Genomic DNA, 25,939 nt, shown 5'->3' with positions numbered 1-25,939 from the left:
TACCGTCACCGCCCGGAGGCACACCGATGCGACAGTTCACCGCCGTCGTCAACCCGACCGCGGGCGACTCGACCGGGGCGGCGTCGCTGCTCCACCTGGCCCGTCTGCTCCGTGAAGCCGGAGCCGAGCTGGAGACGGAGTACAGCCGCAGCCTCGCCCACGCCCAGGACATCGCCCGGCAGGCCGGCGAACGCGGCCGGGTGGTCCTGGCGGTCGGCGGCGACGGGATGGCGGGCGGCATCGGCGGCGCGCTCAGCGGCACCGGCACGGTCCTCGGCCTGGTGCCGGCGGGCCGCGGCAACGATTTCGCCCGCGCCCTGGACCTGCCCTCCGACCCCGCCGGGCTCGCCGACATCCTGCTCCACGCCGAGCCCCGGCACGTCGACACCATCGAGGTGGAGTCGGCCGTCCACCGGAACACCGTGGTCCTGGGCAGCGTCTACGCCGGGGTCGACGCGCTGGCCAACCGGCACGCGAACCACGCCCGTCTGCTGCGCGGTGCCGCCTCGTACTATGCGGGCGGCCTGCGCGCCGTCACCACGTGGCGAGCGGCGGACTACCGCGTCACCGTCGACGGCGAGGAACACACCCACCGCGGCTACACCGTCGTGGCCGCCAACTCCCCCTACTACGGCTCCGGCCGGCTCATCGCCCCCGGCGCACGGGTCGACGACGGACTGCTCGATGTCGTCATGATCCGCGAGGCGCCGCGCAGGCTGTTCTTCGCCCTCATGAACGAGCTGAAGACCGGCGCCCACATCCGCCGCCCCGAGGTGCGGGTCCTGCGCGGCAAGGAACTCCGTATCGAGGCTTCACGCCCCGTCCCCTACGGCGCCGACGGCGAGGTGGAGGCGACCTTGCCGGTGACGGTCCGCGTACGGCCCGGCGATCTGCCCGTGCTGTACCGACCGGCCGGCGCCGACGGGGACTGAGGTCGTCCAGCTCGGCGGGGGTCTCTCACAGCTCGCTGATCGGGTGCCGCTGGACGAACTCGTCGGCCAGGATGCCCATCACGACGAGATCGCGGTGCCGGCCGGCCAGGAACACATGGTCGCGCAGCCGGCCCTCCTCGGCGAAACCCAGCCGACGATGCAGCGCCAGCGAGGCCTCGTTGTGCGCGAAGATCCTCGCTTCGCACTTGTGGTAGCGCCGCTCGGCGAACATGAAGCGCAGCAACAGCACCGCGGCCTCCGCCGCGTAGCCCTTGCGGCGGTGATCCGCGCCTATCGTTGTGCCGTATTCGAACCAGCCCGCGCGTGGATCGGCGCGGTTCGAGCCGACGGCACCGACGAGTTCGCCGCCGTCGACGGATTCGACGGCGAGCCGGAAGCAGTCGTCGCCGGGCTTGGCGGAGGCCTGTTCCTTGGCCCACACCCGGAAGCTCTCCGCGGAACGCGGTGGGTTCGGCAGGTCACCCGACCGCTCCTCGTCCTCGGCGAAGCGCATGAAGGCGCCCCAGTCGTCGGGCTCGATACCGCGCAGACGCACCCGCTCGCCCACCCACAATGAGGTCATCCCGTATGGGATCAAGACCCGGCATCCTGCGTCCATGTGTTTTTGACGGCGGCGATCGACAGGAACGTCGCAACCGCCTCCGCGAAAGCCTCCGGCGCCGCCCGGTGGATCAGGTGCCCGACCGGGAGGGTGACCATCCGAGCGTCGGGGACACGGCGGGCCAGCTCGGCGACGCCGTCCTGAGGCACATGGCTGGCCGGCCCTCCCGCCACCACGAGGGTCTCGGCGGTGATCTCGCCGAGCCGCTCCAGCCGGCTGGGGTCGGGCGCGTCGATCTGCCGCCTGACGGCCAGCACCATCTCCCAGTCGAAGGGCAGGGCGCCGTCCGGTCTGGCCGGGACGCTGGGCTCCCGGGGACGAGGCAGCGGAACGTCCTCCAGGACGAGCCGGCGCACCCGCTCCGGGTGATCCTGCGCGAGCATGTAGCCGACGATCCCGCCCATGGAATGCCCGATCAGATCCACTCGGTCCAGTCCCAGCGCGTTCAGGAACCGCAGCACATCGGTGCGCATGAGTTCGAGCGAGTACTCTCCGGGCCGGTCGCTACGGCCATGCCCCCGCAAGTCGGGGGCGTACACCCGTCGGCAACGGGCGAGGACGGGTAGCACCGGCTCCCAGTCGCTCGCGTCCTCGCCCAGCGCGTGCAACAGGACCAACGGCGGAGCTTCCGGCGGACCCGACACCCGATAGGCCAACCGGACCCCGCCCACATCGATCGAGCACTGATCAGCCATGTCCGGAGGGTACGCGGAACGATCTTGATGCCGGAACGGCGTTCACCGGCGGCGAACCATCATGCCCGGCCGGCGTCCCGCCCGGGGGAACGCCCCTGCTGTGCGCTGGGGTTGCCCCCACCCGGGACCCGGCGGCCAGCAGGAGTGATCTCATCGCGGCGCGAACCTAGCGTTGTTGCGCATGGCGACCTTTCCCATCTCCTCCACGCTGGGCGGACGCGCATGCGTGGCGGCCCTGTTGGCGGCGTCCGTCGTGGCGTCCGCCGTGCCGTCCGTCGCGGCTGACGCCCCAGTGGCCGTAGTGGCGCCGGCCGACCCCGGGCGGCACGCCGGCTGCGGAGCGCACGGCGAGCTGCGCCGGTCGCTGCGCACGCTCACCGACCGAGACGGTCTCGCCGGCGCGGCCGTCCTGGTCACCGACGCGGACGGCGGACCTTGCGCGCGCTGGAGAGAGGCCGCCGGAACGGCGGATCTGAGCAGCGGCCGCCCGATGAACGTCACGGACCGGTTGCGCGCGGGGAGCGTCACGAAGATGTTCACCGCGACCGTCGTGCTCCAGCTCGCCGCCGAACACCGCCTCTCGCTCGACGCCCCCGTCGACCGCTACCTTCCCGGGGTGGTCCGCAAGAACGGCTACGACGGCCGCCGGATCACCGTACGACAACTCCTGCAGCACACCAGCGGGTTGCCGGACTACCTCGACGCCCCCGAGTGGGAGCACCCGGAGCACCTGCGGTACCGCCACTTCACACCGCGCGAGCTCGTCGCCCGCGCACTGGACCTGCCGCGCCCGCGCGGCGGCTGGCACTACGCCACCACCAACTACCTCCTCGCAGGCCTGATCGTGGGCGAAGTCACCGGGCGCCCTCCCGAGCAGGAGATCACCCGCCGTCTGATCCGGCCCCTCGGGCTGCGCGATACGTACTGGCCCGGAGACGACCCCCGCATCCGGAGGCCGTATTCCCGCAGCTATTTCATCGCGGCCGACGGGCACCGCGTCGACGGCACCGACTGGAACACGAGCTTCGGCGGGGTCGGCGGCGCCCTGGTCTCCACGCCCGGCGATCTGACGCGGTTCACCACCGCGCTCCTCGGCGGCCGGCTGCTGCCCGCGGACCGACTCGCCGAGATGCGGCGGACGGTGGCGGCCGACCCGGACCGGCTCTGGCCCGGCGCCCGTTACGGACTGGGTCTCATCGCCTCTCCGCTGCGCTGCGGCGGCATGTGGTGGGGCCACGCGGGGACCGTGCCGGGAGGCCACCGGGCGCTGAGCGCGACGGGCCCGGGCGGGCGGACCGTCGCGGTCGCCCTCAACCAGGTACCGGCCACGCTCCAGTCCGAACAGGACTTTCTGAATGTCGTCGAGACCGCGTTCTGCGAAGACCGGTCCCCCGGAGAAACACGAACCGCAGAAGGGACGAATCCTTGAACCACCTGGCAACCTCCTTACAGCCGGCAAGGGCGACCACGGCACGAAGGGCCGCTCTGGGCCTGGCCGCCACCGCCCTCGCCCTCACCGCGCTGCCCGTCACCGCCGTTGCGGCCCGGGCGGCGGCCCCCGACCCGCTCGCCCGCTACCACCACCAGCACCTCACCTGGAAGAGTTGCCTGCTCGGCCCCCACGACGCGACCGGAAAGGAGCTGGAGCAGGCGGGCGCCCGGTGCGCCGACGTGACCGTTCCGCTGAACTACGCGGATCCGGGCGGCCGTACGATCACGGTCGCCCTCTCCCGGATCCGCGCGACCGACACCGCCCACCGCGTCGGCCCGCTGCTGCTGAACGGCGGCGGCCCCGGCGGCCAGACGATCGGCGACCCGCCGTGGGTGCGCAAGGCCATGAAGAACGTCGGACGACGCTACGACGTGGTGGGCATGGACCCCCGTTTCGTCGGCCGCAGCACCCCGCTGGACTGCCACTGGCCGACCGGCTCCGTGTTTCGCGGCGCCGGCCGCGACCGCGCCGGCTTCGACCGTGTCGCGGCCTTCTCCGAAGACCTGGCCCGGCGCTGCCGGACGCACGCGGGCGATGTGCTGCCCTACGCCACCACGCGCAACACCGCGCGCGACATGGACGTCGTGCGCGCCGCGCTCGGCGAGCGGAGGATCTCCTACTTGGGCTATTCGTACGGCAGTTACCTCGGCGAGGTGTACACCACGATGTTCCCCGGCCGCACCGACCGGGTCGTGCTGGACGGCGTGATCGACCCGGACCGGTACGGTCCCCGGCTGCTGCGCGGCGTCGGGCCGGCCAACCGGCACGCCTTGGACGGCTGGGCCTCGTGGACCGCCGCCCGCGACACGACCTACGGTCTGGGCCGCACCCGCGCGGCGGTGCTGGCGAGCGTGAACCGCGTCCAGGCCGCGGCCGCGCGCACACCGCTGCGGCTCGGCGAGTACCGCGTGGACGAGCACGTGGCGCCCATCGTCCTGTTCAACGGACTCTCGCAGGACAACGACAGTGCCTACGGCGACTTCGCACGGGGGATGCGGGACATGCTGCGCGCGGCGAACGGGCAACGGGTCACCCCGTCCCCGTGGCTCGCCGATGTGCTGAAGTTCGAGCTGACCGGGAGCGAGTCGCCGTACGGCAGTGTGCAGACGTCGATCCTGTGCGGCGACGCCTTCGCTCCCCACGACCCGGAGGTCTACTGGCGTGATGTCCGACGAGCCCGCGCGCAGGACCCGTTGTTCGGCCCCGTCACGAACAACCTCAACGCCTGTGCCTTCTGGGACCGGCCTCGCGAGCGCCCGACCACCGTGCGCCGCGATCTCCCCGCGCTGCTCGTCAACGCCACCGGAGACCCGCGCACCATTTACGAGGGTGCCACCACCGTGCACCGTGAGTGGCGCTCCTCCCGCCTGGTGACCCTGCGTGGCGCCGACCAGCACGCGGTGTTCGGCGTGTACGGCAGCCGCTGCGCCGACGCCACGGTCAACGCGTACCTCGCCACCGGCCGCCTGCCGGCCACGGACATCACCTGCGCGGCCCGCGCTCGGTAGGCATCGCGGCCGGGGGGAATGAACGTCACCGGCTGAGCCGGGCGGGACGCCGTGCGTGCCGCCCGGACCGGAGACCGTCTTCAGTGTCCCAGGAGCAGTCCTGTGCCCGTGACGTCGGCGTGGACGCCGTCCTTGGCCACCGTCACACGCTGCAGGCGCAGCGCGCCCGAGGACGGTTTCGGGAGCTGGAAGGCGAAGGAGAAGCGGTCGGCGATCTGCGGGCGGGTGAGCTTGGTCAGTGCCGTGAGAAGAGAGAGGTCCAGGCCCATACGTTCGAGGAGCTTCGGGTGGGCGAGCGCCGCGTCCACGAGGTTCACCCGGGTCAGGTCGTGCAGGAAGCGAGGCGCGCCGGTGAGGCGATGGAGCTCGTCCTCGTCGTGCAGCGCGGCACGCACCGCGCTGTCGGGCACGCCCAGACGGTGCACGATCTCCGGGACGGCCAGGAACGCCTTGATCTTCTCCGTCTCCCGGGTGAGCTGACGCGCCGAGGCGCGCGTCAGATGGAGGCCTTCCTCGGGCCCGGTGCCGGGCCGGTACGTCGCGAGGCCACCGATGTCGAGCCGCATGCCGTCCACGGACGTGGCGATGCCGCGCTCCCCGTTCCGGCGGATCCGGGCGTCGGCCCGTAGGCGCAGGTCGTGCCCCGCGACGTGCAGGGAGCCACGGGCCTGGATGCCGCCGGGCCCGTGGGCGGTGAAGGCCACCTGGGAGGCGCCGAGTTCGCGGTTCAGGTCGGCGAAGGACAGCAGAACCCGCCCGTGCATCTGCCGGACGAGTGCGCCGCGCACGGCGGTGAGACCGTCGCCGTCGATGCGTATCCCGTCCGCCGTCGCGGTGACCTGGGTGAGAGTGACCCGGTGGGCCGGGATGTCCGGGACGGTGACGCGGACCGAGTCGAGGCGCCGTGCGGCCAGCTGGGTGAGAAAGGGAAAGCCGCCGATCCGTACCTCGGGGGCGGCCGCGAGGTGCAATTGATCCTTGAGCCGATCGGAGGCCTTGTGCTCGGCGTACAGCAGTGCCCAGCGGTCGGCGAGGGTGACGAGGCAGGCGAGGGTGAGCACCCAGACGAGGGCCCTGAGCACGATGGGCAGGCCGGTGGCGCGGTTGCGACGGCGGCTGCCACGCCTGTGGTTGGGCGGAGACCAGGGTTCCTCGGCGTCGTCGTCCTGCGGGCCCGGCGTGGCGTCCTCGGTGAGGAAGTCGTCCAGCGGATTGTCCGCGAGCGAGGCAAGTTCGTCGTACGGATTACGGCCGCGTGGAACCTCCTCGGTGGGAGGCCCGTCGGACTGAGCAGGTTGATGCGTCTGTATGTGGGGGGTACGCATCGGGAGATTTGATCATATAACCATACCCGCCCTGCAAGTCCTACCCTAAGTGAGGCGCGGAATCAGCCACTTCGCGGCCGTCAACCCGTCGTCAGAAGCGGGGCCCTCCCGGTGTCTGCCGCGGTGTCGGAAGGATGGGCCGGCTCACGCCGGGGCTCTGGCGACCGGACGCCTTGCAGGTGACGTCCTGCGCCGGAAGCCTTCCGGTGCTCAGGTAGGTGTTGACCGCGCGGTTGGCGCACGAGCGCGGGTCGTCGGAGTAGACGCCGTGGCCCTCGCCGCCCTCGACATAGACCATGCGCGAGCCCTTCAGGGCGTGATGCATGCCGAGGCCGCTGGTCAGCGGTGTCTGGGGGTCCCACTGGTTCTGGACGGTGAGCAGGCCGACGTTGTTGTCCACCGTCGTGACGGGCTCGGCCGGCCTGTTCCAGAACGCACAGGGTGTGATGTTGGAGCCGAAGTCGCCGTACAGCGGGTACCTGGCCTTGTCCCGGATCGCGTCACGTCGGTACTGGTCGGGGTCGCGCGGCCAGGCCGCGGTGTCGCCGCAGACCACGGTCCAGAAGACGGAGGGGCTGTTGTCCTCCGGCGTCTGCGCGGCGGGCGCCGCGAAGCGGCGTGGTCCCCGCTCGCCGCCCGGCGCGACCGTGCGGCGCGGGGCCGGTTCGCCGTCGGCGGACTTCTTGAACTCGACGACGGCCTCGGCCGCGGTCTTGGGGCTGAAGAATTCGCCGCGCAGGGCGGCACGGATCTCGTCCCCGTCGAGCTTCCCGCCGCCGGACTCGATCGGATGGCGGTCGGCCCGGGCGATCAGGTTCCAGAACGTCTTCTTCACCTTGGCCGGGGTGTCGCCGAGCTTGTAGGTGCCGTGGTGCTGGGCGGTCCATTTCGTCCAGCGGGTGAACGCCGGCTCGGTACCCTCCGCCCACACCTGGATCATGCCCCGCCAGACCCGGGCCGGATCCACCGCGCTGTCCAGTACGAAGCGATCGGTGCGCTCGGGGAACATCTGCGCGTAGACGGCGCCCAGGTACGTGCCGTACGAGTAGCCGAGGTAGGAGATCTTCTTCTCGCCCAGGACGGCGCGGATGATGTCCATGTCGCGGGCGGTGTTGCGGGTGGTCATGTATGCGAGCCTGCCGCCGTTCTTCGCGCGGCACTTCTCGGCGACGGTCCGGGCCCACTTGACGTCGCGGCTGAACGTCCCCGCCCTGTAGGGGTGTTCGGTGTTCTGTTCCGTGGCCGTCAGACCGCACGTGACCGGGCTGCTGCGACCCACGCCGCGCGGATCGAACCCGATGAGGTCGTACTGCTCACGTACCTTCTCGGGCAGCGTGACCTTCATCATGGCCGGCATGTCCAGGCCCTCGCCGCCGGGACCGCCGGGGTTGAACAGGATCGCGCCGTGCCGCTTGCCCGGGACGCTGGTCCTCATCCGGGAGATGGCCAGCTTGAGCGTCTTGGAGGTGGGCCGGCCGTAGTCGAGCGGAACCTCGATCGTCGCGCACTGGAGCCCGGGGGGCATCGACGTGTCACAACGGTGCCAAGCGGGCTTCTGGTTCTCGAATCTCCTCAGGGGCTCCGTCGCGGATGCCTGTGTCGGGGCGAGGGCGGGGATCAGCGTGGCCGTGATCCCCACCGCGATGAAGGGCGCCATGCGTCCTATGCGCACGATGGCCGTTCCTTTCGATCAACTTCCAGGTCGGAACGACCATTTCGTGTCTAGGATGCAGGCGAATCCCTCTGTAGGGCGGTCTTGCTACGACTCCCGACGGACACGGAAAGAGACATGCGGAGGACAACCCGAAAGGGCTGATGGCCATCCGCACTTACTGATCGCCGCGAGGCCCGCGGCCTCGGGGATCAGGCGATTGGCCCCCGCGTGGCCCGCCGCCCCGGGATCGGCGGGCCGACGCCCCGAAAGGCGCCGACGCGGGGTAAGCGGAACATACGCTTCCGGCAGTCGAAACGGAAGCCCCTATTCCTATTGACCCTCGACCTGCACAGACGCACTCTGAACGCCACGCGTCGCAAGGGAGCACCGCATGAGCCGAGCCACCGACACGCTCCGCATAGTCGAGTACTGGACGGACAAGGACACCCACGTGATCTTTCCGGTCCAGAGAAGCGAAGAAGTCGACAGCATGAGCGACGAGCAGCTGATCACGAAGTACGGGGACCCCGAGGACGGGGAGATCACGCGCATCGTCCCGTAGGGCGCATCGGCGACGGCCCCGGTTGTACGGCGGATGCCGTGCACTGCTCGGGCGAGGAACGGGTGGAGGAGCGGCGGCAGGGCCTGCCGGACTCGCCGTCCCTCCCGATGTACTCCGTAGATCTCCTCATGGCCCACGAGGGCGGACTCCGCCGGGCCGGGTGCGCCGTGGAAGCCGAACCACCACGGCGGGCCCGTCGTTGCCGACGTCCGTCGCTCGCGGGCACGTATGGCATGGGTACAGATCCGCCACGTGTGCGGGAAGCCGTGCGACAGCGGGACGGCCGGGCCGTGGCCCGTCGTCGCCACGTCGAGTGTCACACCGCCCGCCGTGCCCCGGCGCGGTTCGACTCCGGCAGGCCGGCGGTCGGCGCGCAGGGAGTTGCTCGATGCGGTCATGCGCGGTGACTGTCCGGAACGCGGGCGCCACGGATGCCGGATTGGTGTGACATGCGCCACAGGCGTCACGGGCGCGGGAGACGGCGATCGCGGGGCCCGTTCGATCCTTGCGACCGGTGCGCCGGCTCCTCGACCGGATCGGTACAAAGTGTCTGAGGTGGGACGGCCCGGCCGCGCGCCGTGTCGAGCGGACGGCAGGAGCCCTAGCCCCGCAGTAAGGCCCTTACCTGCCGGGAGACCGTGGCGTCGGTGAGCAGGTCGTTGTGGGCCAGACAGCCCGCCGGGTGATTGTCGGCCCCGTCCAGGTGCACGCTGCTGTCCGGGTCGACGACCTCGTCGCAGTCCGACCACCAGGTGTCGTAGCGCACCGCGCCCGGTGTCTCGTCGCCCTGGGCCAGCCGGGTCTGCACATACGATCCGGGCGTCATGTCCCGGCATGCCTGTGACCACAGGGCGCAGCCCCAGGCCAGGGTGGTGCCGTGGTTGGGGCCGCCCAGCGACATCCAGTGGTCCACGGTCGCGGTGCCGCCGCCGTACTTGACGTACCAGCGGGTGACGAGGCTGCCGAAGGAGTGGGCCACGAGGTCGACCTTGCGGGCCCCGGTTCGGGCCAGGACCTGCTCGACGTACGAGGCGAAGCGGCCGGAGAGGGTCTCGTTGACGGACCGGCTGGTGTCGTAGCCCCAGGCGAACACGTCGTCCTCGGTGTAACCGGATGCCAGCAGGTCGGCCCGCAGCGAGCCCCATACGCCGGGGTCCGCGTTGTAGCCGTGAACGAGGATGACCGGCGTGACCCCGGTGCCCGCCGCCCGCTCACGTACCGCCGCCGAAGCGGGCGCCGCCGAACCGAGCAGCAGAGCGAGAGTGCACAGCAGGGCTCGGGCATGCAGGCGTACCACGGGGCCTCCTGGCGGCGCGTCAGTTGTCGCAGTGGCCACATGATGAGGGTGCGGGACGGAAATGAACATCCCTCATCTTCGATCCGCCGCGTCGTCACCGCCCGAGGCGCCGGGGCACGGGGCTCAGTGCTCTGCGTGCCTTCCGTGTTCTCTCTCCCGGTCCTGTCCGTGCCGCACTTGGGGGTGCGCGTTCGCGTCGGCGTCCTCGCGGTGCACCGCGGGCGGGGCGGGGGCGGTCGCCGACGGCGCGTTGGCCGGCGGAGTCCCACCGGCCGGCGCCGAGTCGGACGGAGCGGGTGAACGCGGCGTGTCGTCAGAAGAGTTGAGGTTCGATCCGACGGCCGCGGCCGCCGCGAACAGCAGTACGCCGGCCCCGCCCAGCGCCACCTGCGTGGCCCGGCTGCGACGGCTCCTCCCACGGGACCGAGCGGAGCGTGCGCCGCCGGCGGCCCGATGGGTGGCCGGCGGTGGCGGCGCGGCCGGCGGGAGCGGCGTGGGCTGTGGCCGTTCCTCGTACCGGGTCCCGGCCAGCCAGGCCGCCGCCTGCTCCGCGGTGGGGCGGTGTGCGGGGTCCTTGGCCAGCATGCCGATGACGTAGTCGTCCAGTGGGCCCGGTGTCCCGGCGTGCAGATGCGAGGGCGGGACGGGCGCGGCGTCCACGTGCTGCTGTACGACCGCCAGACTGGTCGCGCCGCGGAACGGCGGTCGCCCGGTGAGCAGTTCGTACAGCACGCAGCCGAGCGAGTAGACGTCGGAGGCCGGCTGCGCGGGGCGCCCGAGAGCCCGCTCTGGAGCCAGGTAGTCGGCGGTGCCGACGACCTTCCCGGTTGCCGTGAGGGTCCCGGCCGCGTCGTCGGCGAAGCGGGCGATGCCGAAATCCGTGATCTTCGCGGTGCGGTCGGCGGTCAGCATCACGTTGGCCGGTTTGATGTCCCGGTGGACCACACCCTGGGCGTGTGCGGCGGACAGCCCCGCCGCCATCTGCGCCGCGAGGGTCGCCGCCTCGTGCGGGGGCAGGGTGCCGCGCAGGGAACGTTCCTGGGCCAGGGTCCAGCCCTCGATGAGTTCCATGACCAGGTAGAGCCGGCCGTGGTGGGAGCCGAAGTCGTACACGCCCACCACATGAGGGTGGTTGAGACGGCCGGCCGTCTGTGCCTCCAGCTTGAAGCGCTCGGTGTCCGCCGCCTCTTCGGCGCGCAGGAGCTTCACCGCCACCGCGCGATCCAGAGTCCGGTCCGTGGCTCGCCACACCTCACCCATGGCGCCTTGCCCCAGGAGCCCGTCCAACTGGTAGCGATCCGCCAGAAGCAGTCCCACCCGCGTCCCTTTACTCTCGACGACAACCCGCGCCGTGCCACCCAATGACCGACCACGCGGACGCAGTTGTGGCGCTTCAAGATCATCTTATCGAAGTGGCGGGTGTCCGTTCTCCCGAGCGGTTCGGGGGTCGGTATGTCCTGGACGACTTCCTGCCCGGGAGGCCCGGTGCGCAGAATCGTCCGGGCCGGACGACTACACTGGGTGGGCGCACGTGCGTCGGCTGTGAACAGGGTGGGACGGGAGAGCGCTGTGACGCGGAACGCCGGTGGCTTCGAGGATCCGTCGGCCGAGGTGCTGGCGGCCGCTGCCGCCGAGTTCGGACTGCTCGCCTCCTCCTCCCGGCTGCATCTGATGTGGGCCCTGTCGCAGGGCGAGTGCGATGTCACGCATCTCGCCGACCGGGTGGGCGGCACGCTGCCGGCGGTCAGCCAGCATCTGGCGAAACTGAAGCTCGGCGGGCTCGTGCACGCGCGCCGCGAGGGCAGACGGCACGTCTACTACATCGACGACCCCGACGTCGTGACCATCGTGCGGGTGATGATCGGCCAGCTGGCCGGCAGCTCGCGGCGGGCCACCGGTCCCGTACGGCGACTGCGCGGCCTCGGCCGCTGAGACCTCTACGGCCTTGCCGCCACGGGGATTTGAGCCGCCCGAGGTTGTACAGTTGCGCAACATGGCAATCATGGCAGGGGTGCCGTACGCCGGGCGCGCACCGCTGCCCGGCGCGCAGAAGGGGCTGGCGGGATGTTTCGCAACGGACTGGAACCCTGGCATCTGCTGATCGTGGCGATCGTCATCATCCTGGTCTTCGGGTCGAAGAAGCTGCCGGATGCCGCGCGCGGACTGGGCAAGTCGATGCGCATCCTCAAGAGCGAGGCGAAGGCCATGAAGGAGGGCGACGCCCGCCAGGCCGCCGCCCCCGCCGAGGGTGCGCCCGAGCGGCCGGCCCCGAAGGCCACCGAGGCCACCCCGCCCCAGGCGGCTTCGCCCCGGGCGGCCTCCGAGGACGCCGCCGGCCGCTGACGTCCCGGCGGTCGCCCGTCAGGTTGCGGCTGCTGTCGTCCCGAAACGTCCGCGCTTCGGAATGCTGCCGCCAAGGACCCATGGTGATGTCTGTCGCCGATCCGCTGCCGGACCGCCTGAGCTGCGGCTTGTCCTGTTCCGCTGGTGCCCGGTCCTGCCTTGCCTGGGCCGGGCGCCAAGGGCAGGCTGTTCGTATGGGTGCCCCCGACAGCCCCACGCTCATCACGTCGGTGCAGCGGGCGTTCCGTCTGCTGGAGGCGGTGAGCGCGCACGAGAACGGCGCGCCGGCCAAGCAGCTGGCACGGGAGACGGGGCTGCCCCTGGCCACCGCGTATCACCTGCTGCGGACGCTGGTCCACGACGGCTACCTGCGCAAGCTGGGCGACGGCGGCTTCGTCCTGGGCGACAAGGTGCAGACGCTGCACGCCGCGGGTCGTGCGCAGGTGCTGCTGAGCCGGGTCCGGCCGACGCTCGCCGCGCTGCGGGACGAGCTCGCCGCCGCCACCTACCTCACGTTCTACGAGGAGGGCGAGATCAGGGTCGCCGAGATCGTGGACGGCCCCCGGGCACCCCGGGTCGACCTCTGGGTGGGCTTCGAGGACGCCGGGCACGCCACCGCGCTGGGCAAGAGCGTGCTGCGCGAACTGGACGAGGACTCACGCCGGGACTACCTCTCCCGGCACCACCTGGCCGACCTCACGCCACGGACGATCACCAGTCTTCCGGAGCTCCTGCGCAGGCTGGACTCTCCCCCCTTGGCCCCGGCCGTCACGGATCTCGAGGAGTACGCGCTCGGCACGGTGTGCGTCGCGGTGCCCGTGTACCGGGGGGACACGCTCGGCTCGCTCGGCGTCTCGGTGCCGGCCGAGCGGCTCGCCCGACTCCAGGAGATCCGGGACCGGCTGCTCGCCGGCGCGAGCCGGGTGACCAGGAGCCTCTCGCTCACTATCTGAAAACCCTCTCCTTGAGGCAGCCTCGCAGAGCCGCTTTCCTGGATAAATCGGACATGCCGGGAGCGGCGCCCCGAACAGGTGAGGACTGCGGACGAACATGAGTCAGGCCCGAGACCATGGTGACGGCCACTGGCCGATGCGGCCGTACACACAGCGAGTGACCGGCCGCGCCGCCGCGCAGCTGGCCGCCGGGACACCCGTGCTGCCGGTGCTGATCGTCGCCGTGATCGTGCTCTTCGACGTGGTCGGCGGCGGGGGAATGGTCTGGCTGCCGCTGCTGGCGGCCGGTCCCGCGCTGGCCGCCACCACCAACGGACCCCGGGGCGTCCTGTGCGTCGGTCTCCTCGCCACGGTGCTCGGCGTGACGCTGGGCGGCAGGCACTCGGTTCCGGGCGGCGAGCTGGCGGCCGTCCTGTCGGCCCTGCTGGCCGTCACTCTGGCGAGCGCCCTGGCCAGCGCGCTGCGCGGTCGGCGCGAGCGGGTGCTCGCGGCCGTCCGCTCGGTGGCGGAGGCCGCCCAGCACGCCGTGCTCCAGCCCGTCCCGGAGACCGTCGGCCCGTTCCAGGTGGCGGTTCGCTACAGCGCCGCGGCGGCCGAGGCCCGGATCGGCGGGGATCTGTACGCCCTGGTGCCCACCCCGCACGGGATCAGGCTGATCGTCGGCGACGTGCGCGGGAAGGGGCTGCCGGCCGTGGGAACGGCCGCGCTCGTGCTCGGTGTCTTCCGCGAGGCCGCCTACGACGAGCCCGATCTCCTCGCCGTCGTGGAGCGCATCGAGCGCAGCCTGGCGCGCAATCTCGGACCGGACGACTTCGTCACGGCCGTGGTCGTCGGATGCCCGCGGCCGGGGGAGCTGGAGGTGGTCAACTGCGGGCATGCGCCGCCGCTGCTCATCTCCGGGCCCGAAGGCGTCGTGGCCCTGGAGCCCACCCATCCCGCTCCGCCCCTCGGACTGCGTTCCCTCTCGGCCGAGGAGCCCCGCCTGCAGCGGATGCCCTTCGCGGCGGGAGACCAGCTGCTGCTCTACACCGACGGGGTCATCGAGGCCCGCGACCACGCGCGTGAGTTCTACCCGCTGGCCGAAGGCGTGGCGCGCCATGTGACCGACGAGCCCGCGCGAACGCTCACCGGGATCCATGACGAACTGCTGGCGCATGTGGGCGGCCGGCTGCACGACGACGCGGCCCTGCTCCTGCTGCGTCGGCAGACCGCCGACACACCGGCCGCGTCGGAGTCGGCGGCACGCACACCGGCCGCTTCGGAACCTCCGTACGACGCCGGTCGCGAAGCCGCGTCCGCATTGCCGCACTCCCGCTCCGCGGCCGTGGGTCGCAACGGTGGGCGGCAGGAAGGTCAGGGAACCGGGGCCGCGGGGAGCCGGGGTCGCCCCGGCTTCGCCCGCACACCGGGGGAGGCCGCTCGACGGAAGGGCAAGCGCGTGTACCGGCCCTTGTCCGAGCAGGCCTGACATCGGCCCGGAAGGGGGAGTCTCCCGCAGGGGACCACGCTCGTCCGGTCCGGGTGCGGGCAGCCGAGCCCGTGCCGTTTCACGTGGTGACGAGGTCGGCCCAGCGGGTGACCCCGCCGCCGTGGATGCGGATGCCGTGCCGGTCGGCCAGCGCATGGACGATCCCCTCGCCCCGACCGTGCTCGTCCGGGTCGCATCCCGTGCCCAGGTGTCCCCCCGGAAGGGCGGGGCCGCCGTCGGTGACCTCGACACGCAGGGTGCCGAGCCCGTCGCAGCGGACCCAGGACAGCCGCAGCACCGCCGGGGGCAGGGCGTGCACGATCGCGTTGGTGACCAGTTCCGACACCACCAGCAGCGAGTCCTCGACGATCTTCGGGCACACGTTCCAGTCGACGAGGAGCCCCCGCGCGCGTCGGCGTGCGGTCGAGACGGTCCCGGCGACGGGCAGCATCGGACAGATGTCCTCGTATGCCTCCCGAAGCGGCGTGTTCAGCTGTACCGCCATCTTCTCTCCAGGGTGGTGAGCGCTGCCGGTCAGGCGCCGGGCTCGGCGCATTGCCGGGCTGTCAAGCACGCTAAAAAGCGATTCAAGGCCGGTCAATGAACCGTGGTCGGCATTACCGAACGCGGCTGCCCCTCGTCGCCCCCGCGCCGCCTCTACGCAGGGCAAAACGCCCATGCCGGTAATAGGCTCGCATCATGGCCGGCCCAGTCCAGTCCATCGAACGGGCGGCGGCGATCCTGCGTCTGCTCGCCGGTGGACCGCGCCGACTCGGACTCGGTGAGGTCGCGGCCTCGCTCGGACTGGCGAAGGGAACCGCCCACGGCATCCTGCGCACACTCCAGCACGTGGACTTCGTCGAGCAGGACGCGGCGACCGGAAAATACCAGCTCGGGGCCGCCCTCCTGCACCTCGGCACGAGCTACCTCGACGTCAACGAACTGCGGTCGCGCTCCATCAACTGGGCCGACGCCCTGGCCGCCCGGAGCGGGGAAGCGGTACGCCTGGGCACCCCTCTGGAAGGCAAGGTCCTCGTCGTGCACCACGTCTTCCGCCCCGACGACACGCTCCAGACCCTGGACGTGGGCGCGCTGCTGCCCCTGCACGCCTCCTCGCTCGGCAAGGTGCTGCTGGCCTACGGGACGGCACCTCTCGACGCCGCCCTGGAGTCGGGCCTGGAGGCGTACACCAGGCACACCCTGGTCACCCAGGAGCAGCTCACCCGGGCGCTCGCCGAGGTCAGGGAGGTCGGGTGGGCCGCCGAGGTCCAGGAGATGAGCATGGGCGAGGCCGGACTCGCCGCGCCGATCCGCGGACACGGCGGTCTGGTCGTCGGTGCCATCGGGCTGTCCGGCCCGGTCGAGAGGATCTGCGACAGCCAGGGCCGGCCCCGGCCGAGCCTGATCACCCTGATCCGTGAGGCCGCGAGGGCCATCTCCAGAGACCTGGGAGCCGCTCGCTGGTAGGCCCCTCCCGCCCCTCGACCCATCGGAAGGAGGACCCGTTCATGGTTGAGCGGTATGTCATGTCCATCGATCAGGGCACCAACTCCACCCGATGCATTCTGTTCGACCACGGCGGACGCCTGGTGTCGGTCGCCCAGCGGGAGCACCAGCAGCACTTCCCCAGACCTGGCTGGGTCGAGCACGACGCCGTCGAGATATGGCACAACCTGCGACGCGTCATGCCCGAGTCCCTCTCCGCCGCGAACCTCGCCGCGCAGCAGGTCGCCGCCGCCGGTGTGGCCAACCAGCGGGAGACGACAGTGCTCTGGGACCGGCGCACGGGCGCCCCCCTGGGCAGGGCGATCGTCTGGCAGGACACCCGCACGGCGCCGCTCGTCGAGGACCTCAGACGAAGTCCAGGGGAGGAGTTCTTCCTGGAGCGGTGCGGGCTGCCGCCCTCGACGTACTTCTCGGCACTGCGGATCCGCTGGCTGTTCGACAACGTCAAGGGGCTGGAAGAGCGCGCCAAACACGGCGAGGTGCTGTTCGGCACGATGGAGACCTGGCTGATCTGGAACCTCACCGGGGGCGTCGACGGAGGCCTGCACATCACCGACCCCACCAACGCCAGCCGCACCATGCTGATGAACATCCGCTCGCTCGCCTGGGACGAGGAACTGCTGGGGTTCTTCGGCGTGCCCCGCCCTATGCTGCCCGAGATCAGGTCCTCCGCCGAGACCTACGGCGAGGCCCGCACGCTTCTGCCGGGCCTGCGTATCAGCGCGGCCCTCGGCGATCAGCAGGCCGCCCTCTTCGGCCAGACCTGCTTCTCCCCGGGCGAGGCGAAGTGCACATACGGGACGGGCAGCTTTCTGCTGCTCAACACCGGCAGTGATGTCGTACGGTCCCGGCACGGCCTCCTCACGACCGTCGCCTACAAGATCGGGGACCAGCGGCCTGCCTACGCCCTGGAGGGGTCGATAGCCGTCACCGGCTCACTGGTGCAGTGGTTCCGCGACCGTCTGGGACTGATCAGCAGCGCCCCGGAGATCGAGACCCTCGCGCGGACGGTCGAGGACAACGGCGGCTGCTACATCGTCCCCGCCTTCTCCGGCCTGTTCGCGCCCCGCTGGCGCAGTGACGCGCGCGGGGTCATCGTCGGCCTCACCTCCTACATCACCAGCGGGCACCTGGCCCGGGCCGTCCTGGAGGCGACCGGCTGGCAGACGCGCGAGGTCGTCGACGCGATGAACGCCGACTCCTCGGTGGCGCTGAAGGAGCTGAAGGTGGACGGGGGCATGACGGCGGACAACCTGCTCATGCAGTTCGTGGCCGATGTGCTGGACGTGCCGGTGGTACGGCCCATGGTCGCCGAGACGGTCTCCCTCGGCGCCGCCTACGCCGCGGGACTGGCCGCCGGCTACTGGCCGGACCTGGAAGTCCTGCGTCGCAACTGGCATCCGGCCGCCCGGTGGCTGCCCGACATGGACCCCGGCCGTCGGGACGCGGAGTACGACAACTGGCAGCGAGCCGTCGAACGGTCCCTGGGGTGGATCAGGCCGCCCGGCTCCTGACCGGGCGGCTGTCTCCCCTCATCTCCGCCAGATCCGCCCCGAGGCCGCTGAACCAGACCTCCACATCGACCAGTGCGGGCAGGGCCGGTGCGGGTACCGCGGCGAGGACGGACCGGGGTATGGGTGTCCGCCGGACCCGTACACCGCCGGGCGGGAAGTCGGCCGCGCGGACCAAGGCGTCGGCCAGCTCCCCGGCCGACTCCCGCGCCCAGTGCCGCGCGTCCGGCGGCATGGGTCCCGGGCTCAGCCGGGGCAGCCAATGGGCGCCGACGAGCGCGTGGCCGGCGCAGTTGAGGGCGGCGAGCCAGTCGGAGCCGCCGTCGGCGGGACTCCTGCCCGCCTCGGTGCGGTACTGGGCGTAGGCGGCCTCCGCGATGCGCAGCCGGCGCCGGGTCAGCCGCACCGCCTCCTCGGCCGGGCGCCCCGCTGCGTCGGGGGTGCCGGGGGCGACCGTGGCTGCCGCGGTGACCTCCACCAGCGGCGCGGCCGCGCGCAGCAGCTCGGCCATGCTGTGCCGGACCTCGCCACGGGCGCCGGACGGCCAGGCCAGCAGGCCGCACAGCAGCCCGATCGCGCAACCCGTGAGCACATCGAGCAGGCGGGCTTCCGCCAGCCGCCAGGTGACCGGTGAGAGCTGGCTGAAGGCGCAGGCGACGACCAGTGTGAACAGGCCCTGCGCCCAGGCGGGTCCGGCGATCGGCCCGAGCGTGAAGGCCAGCAGCATCGCCGGCACCAGCACCACCGCGGACACGACGGCGGCGCCGCCCGCCTCGAAGAGGAGCACCCCGGCCGCCAGTGCCCCCAGCAGCGTGCCGACGGCCGCCGACCGCACCGCCGACCAGGTCGCCCCCGCGGTCGTACGCCCCAGGGTGAGCACCGCCAGCAGAACCCAGAAGCCGTGCGACAGATCCAGCGCTCCCGCCACCAGACGAGCCGCCCCGATACCCACGGCCGTGCGCACGGCGTTCTGGAAGCAGACCGAACGGCGGGTGACATTGCCGGTGAGCCGAGCCGCCCACAGCCGTACCGTGCTCGGCCGCGCGTACCAGAACTGCTCGCGCGGGAGCCCGGTCAGGGTGCGCCGCCCTCCGAGCGCCACGGCGACCGCGGCCTGCACGGTGATCGCCGACGCGGCCGTGGCCAGGACGGTGGACCGGTGCACGAGGAGCGCCGGCGCCGGTGCCGTCCGGGAGCCCGAGGAGCGCCCGCGGTGGGCGACGAAGTCGGCGGCCATCTCCTCCAACACCTCGGGCCCCGGCACGGCGGGCGCGCCGCGCAGGGCGTCCGCCGTCCTCGTACACGCGGCCGCGATGCCCCGCAGCAGTGTCTCGGAGGCCAGGTCACGGTTGGCCGTGGGAGTCGTACGGGCCAGCTGGTCCAGGAGACGGCGCGTCGCCGCTCCCGCCTCGGCGAGGGCGCGGTGGGTCCGGCCGGCCCCGGTCGGACGTGAACCGGGTGGCTGCTGGGACAGACGCAGTCCCCGTCCGGTCGTGCTCAGCAGCCGGGCCCGGTCCGGGGCTGTGCCGCGACCGTGTGCGGCGACGACCGCCGACGTGGCCGCGAGGTCCAGCGCGTCGGCGATCCGTTCGCTGTAGGGCGGGTCGGGCGGGGCCGGGAGGAGCAGGAGCTCGCACAGGAGCAGCAGTGCGGTGCCCAGCAGCACGCCGACGAGCCGCTGCGGCAGGGCGTCCGGCGCGTACGGCGGAAAGCAGGCGAGGACGTAGAACAGCAGCAGCCCGGGGGCCACGCCCGCCGGTGCCGGTCCGCAGACCGCGCCGAAGGTCAGGGCGAAGCCGACCACCACCATGCCCGCCACCGCCGCGCCGGTGGTCACGGCGAGGACCGTGCCGAGGGCGGTCAGGGCCAGGGCGAACGGCAGCGCGAGCAGGACGACCCGGGCCCGCCGGCGGCTCCCGCCGGGCGGGGATGACAGGAGACCGAGGGCGATCGGTGTGAACAGGGCGTAGACCGCGATGACCGGCTGGTGCAGCGCGTACACGGCCGGGTAGAAGACCGCGGTGGCCGCCACGGTCACACGCACCGCCTGCCGTGCGGCCCGTACACGGTCGGGGGAGAGGTGCCGTGCCGGCATGAGGCCGCTCCCTTCCCCGGCCCCGCCCCGGGGGGTCGACCCCGCCGTACGCCCATTGTCGGCCGGTACGGGCACACGGGCAGCGCGACGGCGGCCCGGGCGGTCACGCGGGTGGACGTGAGTACCGCTCCTCGGGTCGCCGTCGTCGCCGGGCGGGATCGCGGGAGAGCGCGGACGATCTCGGGAGTTCGTCCTAGCGGGCCGTCGCGAAGTCCTGGGTCCAGTAGCTGCCCGGTTGTGCGAGACCGACGCCGATCTCCTTGAACGAGCAGTTGAGGATGTTGGCCCGGTGGCCGGGGCTGGCCATCCAGCCGGCCATGACCTGCTCGGGGGTGGAGTAGCCGTAGGCGACGTTCTCGCCGTAGGCGCTCCAGGCGTAGCCGGCGCCGGTGATCCGTTGGCCGGGGTCGGAGCCGTCGGAACCGGTGTGCGACATGTTCTGGTGGGCCGCCATGTCCTGGCTGTGCGCCTGCGCCACCTTGGTCAGGGTCGTGTTCAGGGTCACGGCGGAGCAACCGGCCTTGCCGCGCTCGGCGTTGACGAGCTGCACGATGCGTGCGACGACCGAGGACGCCGTGGCGGTGGGCTTGGGAGTGCTCGGCGCCGCGGGAGTCGCCGAGGCGGTGGCCTTGGGGGCGGTGGTGGACGGGCCGGCCTTGGGCTTGGCCGGCTGGGTGGTCTTCGCGGGGCCCGCCGGGGCGCTCGGGGTCTTCGACGTGACCGGGGCGGGCGCGACGGTCTCGTGGTGCTTGTGGTGATGGCGCCGGTGGTGATGACCCCGGTGGTGTTCGCCGTCGGCCCGGTACCGCATGTGCGCGGCCGCGTAACCGTGTCCGCCGCCGGGCTCGCCTCCGCCGTCGGTCGGCCAGTCGGCGCAGGCCACGGCGACGGACGGTATGCCCACGGCACCCATCGTGACTGCGGCTATGACCATCCGCCGGTAATGCTGCTTCTTACGATGCTTTGCCATGCGTGACCTCACCCGGTAGTCGCCGAGCGCCCCATGTGCGGCTGACTCTGCGCGGACCCCGCTCCTGAGCTGCGGAGACGTTGTTCGGGTCGTCATTGTTAGAACGGCTTCACAGGGAGGGCAAAGCGCCTTCGTACTATCTTGCTCCGTAGACCTGCGGGGCCCTTGCCAAGGGCTGCGGAGCGTGCTGGCCCGGTGCGGACCGCTCGGCCGAAGGGGCTGACACCTTGTCAGAAGGCCTGTCCGTCTCCGAGAACGGGTGAAATCGTCGAGTGTCCGGAGCGCGGGCGGGCCTTACACGGCCGGCGAGTGCGTCAAGCCGGACAAATCCCATATGTCGAGAGAGCGGCATCTACTATCCGGCACGCCTAACTCCGGCAGGTGGGGTGACGGATGTCACGGAACCAAAGCCTCCGCTTTGGTGTCACGGCGTGTGCAGCAGGTGGTGGGCGGCGTCGCGCGCCTGCCGGGCGGGCTCGGGTGTGGCGAAGAGTGCCGCGGTGACGATCGCGCCCTCGGCCAGGAGCGCGAGGTGGCCGGCGAGCGCGGCCGGGCGTCCGGACGCCTCGACGAGTTGGGTCAGATATGAGTGGAATGCCTGCTTGTGGTGCCGTGCCTGCTCGGCCACCTGGGGCGAGACCGCGCCCAGCTCGCCGAAGGAGTTGATGAAGGCGCACCCGCGGTAGTCCGGCTCGGAGAACCAACCGTGCAGCCAGTCGAACACCGCGATGATGCGCTCCTCCGGCGTCGGCCGCGCGTCGACGTGATCGGCGAGAGCCCTCATCCACCGCGCGTCACGCTCGCGCAGGAACTCCAGCACGAGCGCGTCCTTGGAGGGGAACAGGGCGTAAAGGCGCTTGAGGGAAACCCCTGAGGCGTTGCGCACCGCGTCCATCCCCACCGCCTGGATGCCCCGGCTGTAGAACAGCTCGTCGGCCGCGTCCAGCACTCTCTGCCGGGCCGGGTCCCGCTCCGTCATCTCTGCCTCGCCTGGAGTGTCCTTGCCTTGAGAACGCACGTTCTCTATGCTAGCAAGCGTCAGGGAGAACGAACGTTCTCGCACTGGTGCACAGGCTCGCCCGATCCGTGGCGCGCCCCGAGTACGAAGGAGTTGAGCCGACATGACCGAGGCCACCCGCCCGCCGGTACCGCCGTTCACCCGCGAGAGCGCCATCGAAAAGGTCCGCCTGGCCGAGGACGCCTGGAACACCCGTGATCCGCGCAAGGTGTCGCTCGCCTACACACCGGACTCCCGCTGGCGCAACCGCACGGAGTTCGCCACCGGCCGGAACGAGATCGTCGCGCTGCTGACGCGCAAGTGGAGCACCGAGCTCGACTACCGGCTCATCAAGGAACTGTGGGCCCACGACGGCAACCGCATCGCCGTGCGCTTCGCTTACGAACACCGCGACGACTCGGGGAACTGGTACCGCTCCTACGGCAACGAGAACTGGGAGTTCGACGAGCACGGGCTGATGCACACCCGCCACGCCTCCATCAACACGCTCCCGATCCCCGAGTCCGAGCGCGCGTACCACTGGCCGCTGGGGCGTCGTCCCGACGACCACCCCGGCCTCAGCGACCTCGGCTTCTGAGGACGCGGCCGCTCGACGCGGCCCCGCCCCGGATGCCGGTCCCACGCGTCGAAGCGCGCTCCGCTCGACGCGGTGCGCAACGTCCGGCGGTCCGTCTCCGGGAGCGGCCCGTCCCCCGGGGCACCAGGCGGACGCGTCAGGCCGGTTCGCCCCGCCAGGCGTCCCGCTGTGCCCAGCGCACGGCGGGCGCCACCGCGAGCCCGGCCGCGGCGAACAGCACACCCAGAACCGCCCAGCCCAGCGCGCCGTGGGCGATCGCGGTGACCGTGACCAGGGCCGGTCCCGCCATCATCCCGGCCGACATCCCCGCGCCGAACACACCCTGGTAGACGCCGTGCGCGCGGACGTCGGCCAGTTCGTACCCGAGGGTCCAGCCGCCGGCCGCCGACAGCACCTCCGCGAAGACCTGCACCACCGACCCGGCGGTCAGCGACAGCACCGCCCACACCGGGGGCAGACCCGCGGACACGGCGTACACCGCACAGGCCGCCGCCAGGAGCAGCCCCGACCAGCCCATCGCCCGTACCGCGCTCGGCACTCGGGAGGCCCGGCGGGCGACCCGCACCTGAAGGAGCGCCACCAGCACACAGTTGACGATCATCAGCAGGGCCGCCGTCCAGCGCGGCGCCTCGGTCCGCCGCACGATCCAGAGCGGCAGCCCGACCTCGGAGAGGGTGTACTGCACGACCAGCACCGCGTTGAGCACGGTCACCGCCAGGAACGGCAGGTCACGCACCGCTCGCCAGCGGTCCGCCGCGGGGGCGTCCGCGTCCGGGGCCGCGCGCTCACCGACATGCGGGGCCAGCGGCAGCCGCGGCACCAGCAGTGCCGGACCGGCGAAGGACAGGGCGTTCAGCACGATCACCGTCAGGTACGCGCCCCGCGAGTCCAGTTGCAGCGCGACCGCGCCCAGCGCGCCGCCCATGCCCATCCCGACGTTCGTCACCATCCGCAGGTACGCCCGCGCCTCCACCCGCGTCGCCGCCGGCAGCACGTCGGCGTACAGCGCGCCCTGCACCCCGCGGCTCGCCATCTGCAATCCGGTCGCGCAGATCACCGTGACGAGGAACCCGGCGTAGGAGTGCACCAGCGTGTACGCGGCCGTGGCGATCCCCGTCCCGCCCCACAGCAGCGCCCCGACCCGCCGGGCGCCCCAGCGGTCCGCGGCCCGGCCGGCGGGCACCCCGGCGGCCACACCGATCAGGCCCGCGACCGTCAGCCCGAGCCCGACAGCGGACGCGTCGAGGCCGACGATGCGGGTGAAGTACAGGACGCCGAGCGGGAAGTAGAGCCCGTTGCCGAGGGAGTTGACGGCGGTCAGCACGGTGGCGAGGCGCAGCGCCGGGTCGGCCGGCAGCAGCCCGCCCGCGCGGGTGGCGCGGTCCGGCTCGGGGCCGCCGTCCTGGTCGGGGGCGTGCGAGAGTGGTGGCGTGGTCATGCCCGACAGAGAACCCGGTGCCCGCTCGCGTCCGACAATGATTTAGCGTGGCGCTCAATGATCGAGTTCCGCTTCGCGGTCGGTGACCTCGCCACCACTTCCTTCGCGTACTCCCCGTTGCAGGAGGCGGTGTTCTCGCTGCGCTGTCTGCACGATCCGGCCCGGTATCCGCACCACCGGCCGTGGCTGCGCCGCATCCGCCCGCGTCTGGAGACCCTCGACCGCGAACTGCTCACCGCGCTGGTCGCTCCCTGGCTGTGGGTGCCCGATTTCCTCAGCCCGCGCCCTGCCCGCGCCCGGCCGGTCTTCGCCGACGAGCTCGACGAGGTCCGCCGCACCCCGCCGGAGGTCGTCACCGCCGACTTCCGTGCCACCTACCGCACCGAGGACGCACTCCCGCCGGTCGTCATGCGCGGGCTCGACGACCCCGTGGCCTTCCTCGCCCGGCTCGCCGACGCTCTCGACGCCTACTGGCACACCTGTCTGAGCGACGCCTGGTGGCCGCGGGTGCACAGCATCCTGGAGTCCGATCTCGCCCATCAGGCACGGGTGCTGGCGGAGCAGGGGGCGGCCGCGTTGTTCGCCGGGCTCGACCCGCGGCTCGTGTGGACCGGCGACCAGCTGCGGCTGACCCGTACCGGGGACACGGCCCCCTGGCCGTCCGCCGACATCCGTATCGCGGGCCGCGGTCTGGTGCTGATGCCGACGCTCTTCGCCCGCGGCGCCCAGACGGTGCTCGACGCGTCACGCCCGCCGATGCTCATCTATCCGGCCCGCGGCCGCGCCACCCTCTCCGAGGCGCCGCCACCGGTCACCGACCGCGCCCTGATACGGCTTCTCGGCCGCCCGCGCGCCCGCCTGCTGAGCCTCCTCGCCGAACCGGCCTCCACGACCGAACTCGCCCACCGCCTGGACGTCACCCCGGGCGCGGTCAGTCAGCACCTGGCCGTCCTCTACGACGCGGGCCTCCTCAGCCGCACCCGCAGCGGCCGCACCGTCCGCTACAGGCGGACGGACCTGGGCGACGAGCTGTGCCGTGAGGGCTTTCGGTGACGCCCCGGCTCAGCCGGCCACGTCCATGCGCTGGGTGCCGATGACCGACAGGAGCCGCAGCGCCTCCTCGGAGGGGGAGCCGGGCGTGGCAGTGTAGATGACCACCTGCTGGTCCCGGTCGCTGATGTCGAGGGCGTCGCAGTGGACGGTGACCGGACCGACCAGAGGATGCTCGAAGGTCTTGCACAGGGTGGGCCGGGCGGACACCTCATGGGAGGCCCACAGCCGAGCGAACTCCTCACTGCCGGCGAGGAGTTCCCGCACCAGGCCGGCCACCTCGGCGTCCTCCGGATAGCGAGCCGCGGCGGCGCGCAGCCGCCGGGCCGAGGTGCGGGCGAACGCGTCCACGTCGGACACCCCGTACAACCGCCGCCCCTCGGGGCAGGGGCCGAGGAAGGCCCGGCGCACCAGATTGCGGTCGCGCCGTGGCAGGGCGGAGAAGTCCTCCATCAGGGCGGCCGCCAGATCGTTCCAGGCGAGCACCTCGAACACCGCCGACGTCACGAACGCCGCGGCCTGCGGCAGCCGGTCCAGCAGATCGAGGATGCTCCGCCGCACCTCGCGCGGGGGCCCGGGCGGCGGTCCCGGCACTTCGCCGGCGAGGTGGTGGAGGTGATCGCGCTCGGCGTCCGACAGACGCAGCGCCCGGGCCAGCCCGGCCAGCACCTCGCGCGACGGGCGAGGAGCACGGGCCTGTTCGAGCCGCGTGTAGTACTCGGTCGAGATGAACGCCAGCTGCGCCGCCTCCTCACGGCGCAGCCCCGGGGTGCGGCGGCGCGGTCCGGCGGGCAGTCCCACGTCGGCGGGCGTGATGCGCTCGCGCCTGTTGCGCAGGAAGGCCGCCAGTTCTCGTCTGTCCACACTCCCAGTGTGCGCCGCTGCCGCCGAGCCGATCCAGGTACCGCCGGTGCCTGGATCGG

At 72.1% G+C, this 25,939-nt stretch carries 23 protein-coding genes and 1 pseudogene; 12 read left to right on the top strand and 12 right to left on the bottom strand.

The window, feature by feature from the left end:
* The first annotated feature begins 26 nt into the window (after positions 1 to 26).
* Positions 27 to 932: a YegS/Rv2252/BmrU family lipid kinase gene (locus AVL59_RS26165; protein WP_067308873.1), complete on the top strand. Its 906-nt coding sequence runs from the start codon at positions 27 to 29 to the stop codon at positions 930 to 932.
* A gap of 25 nt (positions 933 to 957) precedes the next feature.
* Here the strand turns inward: AVL59_RS26165 and AVL59_RS26160 are convergent, their stop codons facing one another.
* Positions 958 to 1,515: a GNAT family N-acetyltransferase gene (locus AVL59_RS26160; RefSeq protein WP_067308870.1), complete on the bottom strand. Its 558-nt coding sequence runs from the start codon at positions 1,513 to 1,515 to the stop codon at positions 958 to 960.
* An 11-nt stretch (positions 1,516 to 1,526) separates the two neighbouring features.
* On the bottom strand, positions 1,527 to 2,249 hold the full coding sequence (locus AVL59_RS26155) for an alpha/beta fold hydrolase (protein WP_067308867.1): 723 nt from the start codon (positions 2,247 to 2,249) through the stop codon (positions 1,527 to 1,529).
* A gap of 181 nt (positions 2,250 to 2,430) precedes the next feature.
* On the opposite strand from AVL59_RS26155, the gene AVL59_RS26150 reads away from it, so the two are divergent.
* Entirely contained in the window at positions 2,431 to 3,678 is a 1,248-nt protein-coding gene (locus AVL59_RS26150) for a serine hydrolase domain-containing protein (protein WP_067308865.1), read from the top strand.
* Complete coding sequence (locus AVL59_RS26145) at positions 3,675 to 5,249, top strand: alpha/beta hydrolase (protein ID WP_237281674.1); 1,575 nt, start codon at positions 3,675 to 3,677, stop codon at positions 5,247 to 5,249. Before AVL59_RS26150 ends, AVL59_RS26145 begins: the two co-directional genes overlap by 4 nt.
* Before the next feature lie 80 nt (positions 5,250 to 5,329).
* Here AVL59_RS26145 and AVL59_RS26140 read toward each other — a convergent pair whose 3' ends face one another.
* The gene (locus tag AVL59_RS26140) at positions 5,330 to 6,574 is read right to left on the bottom strand and encodes an LmeA family phospholipid-binding protein (RefSeq protein ID WP_067308863.1); all 1,245 of its coding nucleotides are present in this window, start codon (positions 6,572 to 6,574) and stop codon (positions 5,330 to 5,332) included.
* Positions 6,575 to 6,665: 91 nt separating this feature from the next.
* Positions 6,666 to 8,231, bottom strand: coding sequence for an alpha/beta hydrolase (locus AVL59_RS26135; RefSeq protein ID WP_067308861.1), 1,566 nt, complete (start codon positions 8,229 to 8,231; stop codon positions 6,666 to 6,668).
* Between the two features lie 388 nt (positions 8,232 to 8,619).
* Between AVL59_RS26135 and AVL59_RS52575 the strand changes: the two genes are divergently transcribed.
* Complete coding sequence (locus AVL59_RS52575) at positions 8,620 to 8,790, top strand: hypothetical protein (protein ID WP_159400084.1); 171 nt, start codon at positions 8,620 to 8,622, stop codon at positions 8,788 to 8,790.
* Positions 8,791 to 9,391: 601 nt separating this feature from the next.
* Here AVL59_RS52575 and AVL59_RS26130 read toward each other — a convergent pair.
* Positions 9,392 to 10,087: an esterase/lipase family protein gene (locus tag AVL59_RS26130; protein WP_237281672.1), complete on the bottom strand. Its 696-nt coding sequence runs from the start codon at positions 10,085 to 10,087 to the stop codon at positions 9,392 to 9,394.
* A 123-nt stretch (positions 10,088 to 10,210) separates the two neighbouring features.
* Entirely contained in the window at positions 10,211 to 11,404 is a 1,194-nt protein-coding gene (locus AVL59_RS26125) for a serine/threonine-protein kinase (protein WP_237281671.1), read from the bottom strand.
* 252 nt (positions 11,405 to 11,656) lie between these two features.
* On the opposite strand from AVL59_RS26125, the gene AVL59_RS26120 reads away from it, so the two are divergent.
* From AVL59_RS26120 to AVL59_RS26105, 4 genes and pseudogenes are all read left to right on the top strand, one after another.
* Entirely contained in the window at positions 11,657 to 12,019 is a 363-nt protein-coding gene (locus tag AVL59_RS26120) for an ArsR/SmtB family transcription factor (RefSeq protein WP_067308856.1), read from the top strand.
* A 132-nt stretch (positions 12,020 to 12,151) separates the two neighbouring features.
* Entirely contained in the window at positions 12,152 to 12,430 is a 279-nt protein-coding gene (gene tatA / locus AVL59_RS26115; protein WP_067308853.1) for a Sec-independent protein translocase subunit TatA, read from the top strand.
* 194 nt (positions 12,431 to 12,624) lie between these two features.
* Positions 12,625 to 13,383 carry an IclR family transcriptional regulator gene (locus AVL59_RS26110; protein WP_067308850.1) on the top strand — a complete coding sequence of 253 codons (759 nt, stop codon included), beginning with the start codon at positions 12,625 to 12,627 and terminating at the stop codon, positions 13,381 to 13,383.
* A gap of 97 nt (positions 13,384 to 13,480) precedes the next feature.
* Positions 13,481 to 14,626 (top strand): annotated as a pseudogene (locus tag AVL59_RS26105) (PP2C family protein-serine/threonine phosphatase); the annotation flags it as partial.
* Positions 14,627 to 14,930: 304 nt separating this feature from the next.
* Here AVL59_RS26105 and AVL59_RS26100 read toward each other — a convergent pair.
* On the bottom strand, positions 14,931 to 15,356 hold the full coding sequence (locus tag AVL59_RS26100) for an ATP-binding protein (protein WP_067308848.1): 426 nt from the start codon (positions 15,354 to 15,356) through the stop codon (positions 14,931 to 14,933).
* 194 nt (positions 15,357 to 15,550) lie between these two features.
* Between AVL59_RS26100 and AVL59_RS26095 the strand changes: the two genes are divergently transcribed.
* Positions 15,551 to 16,318 carry an IclR family transcriptional regulator gene (locus tag AVL59_RS26095; RefSeq protein ID WP_067308845.1) on the top strand — a complete coding sequence of 256 codons (768 nt, stop codon included), beginning with the start codon at positions 15,551 to 15,553 and terminating at the stop codon, positions 16,316 to 16,318.
* A gap of 41 nt (positions 16,319 to 16,359) precedes the next feature.
* A complete protein-coding gene (gene glpK, locus AVL59_RS26090) occupies positions 16,360 to 17,871 on the top strand; it encodes a glycerol kinase GlpK (RefSeq protein ID WP_067308842.1) in 1,512 nt (503 codons plus the stop codon).
* Here the strand turns inward: glpK and AVL59_RS26085 are convergent.
* From AVL59_RS26085 to AVL59_RS26075, 3 genes are all read right to left on the bottom strand, one after another.
* Positions 17,852 to 19,963 carry an FUSC family protein gene (locus AVL59_RS26085; protein ID WP_067308839.1) on the bottom strand — a complete coding sequence of 704 codons (2,112 nt, stop codon included), beginning with the start codon at positions 19,961 to 19,963 and terminating at the stop codon, positions 17,852 to 17,854. The two genes, glpK and AVL59_RS26085, sit on opposite strands and share 20 nt — an antisense overlap.
* Positions 19,964 to 20,156: 193 nt before the next feature.
* Positions 20,157 to 20,933 carry a CAP domain-containing protein gene (locus AVL59_RS26080; protein WP_067308837.1) on the bottom strand — a complete coding sequence of 259 codons (777 nt, stop codon included), beginning with the start codon at positions 20,931 to 20,933 and terminating at the stop codon, positions 20,157 to 20,159.
* Positions 20,934 to 21,357: 424 nt separating this feature from the next.
* Entirely contained in the window at positions 21,358 to 21,912 is a 555-nt protein-coding gene (locus tag AVL59_RS26075; protein WP_067308834.1) for a TetR/AcrR family transcriptional regulator, read from the bottom strand.
* A 142-nt stretch (positions 21,913 to 22,054) separates the two neighbouring features.
* Between AVL59_RS26075 and AVL59_RS26070 the strand changes: the two genes are divergently transcribed.
* The gene (locus AVL59_RS26070) at positions 22,055 to 22,528 is read left to right on the top strand and encodes a nuclear transport factor 2 family protein (RefSeq protein ID WP_067308831.1); all 474 of its coding nucleotides are present in this window, start codon (positions 22,055 to 22,057) and stop codon (positions 22,526 to 22,528) included.
* A gap of 136 nt (positions 22,529 to 22,664) precedes the next feature.
* Here AVL59_RS26070 and AVL59_RS26065 read toward each other — a convergent pair whose 3' ends face one another.
* The gene (locus AVL59_RS26065) at positions 22,665 to 23,966 is read right to left on the bottom strand and encodes an MFS transporter (RefSeq protein ID WP_079146992.1); all 1,302 of its coding nucleotides are present in this window, start codon (positions 23,964 to 23,966) and stop codon (positions 22,665 to 22,667) included.
* A 57-nt stretch (positions 23,967 to 24,023) separates the two neighbouring features.
* On the opposite strand from AVL59_RS26065, the gene AVL59_RS26060 reads away from it, so the two are divergent.
* Positions 24,024 to 25,019 carry an ArsR/SmtB family transcription factor gene (locus tag AVL59_RS26060; RefSeq protein WP_067308829.1) on the top strand — a complete coding sequence of 332 codons (996 nt, stop codon included), beginning with the start codon at positions 24,024 to 24,026 and terminating at the stop codon, positions 25,017 to 25,019.
* A 9-nt stretch (positions 25,020 to 25,028) separates the two neighbouring features.
* On the opposite strand, the gene AVL59_RS26055 is transcribed toward AVL59_RS26060, so the two are convergent.
* Positions 25,029 to 25,880 (bottom strand): helix-turn-helix transcriptional regulator, encoded by an 852-nt coding sequence (locus AVL59_RS26055; RefSeq protein WP_067308826.1) that lies wholly within the window; start codon positions 25,878 to 25,880, stop codon positions 25,029 to 25,031.
* Between the last annotated feature and the right edge of the window lie 59 nt (positions 25,881 to 25,939).

The organism is Streptomyces griseochromogenes, from assembly GCF_001542625.1.
Classification (GTDB): Bacteria; Actinomycetota; Actinomycetes; order Streptomycetales; family Streptomycetaceae; genus Streptomyces; species Streptomyces griseochromogenes.
The sequence above is the reverse complement of the archived record's forward strand: the minus strand, read 5'-3'. Positions and strand labels throughout refer to the sequence as shown.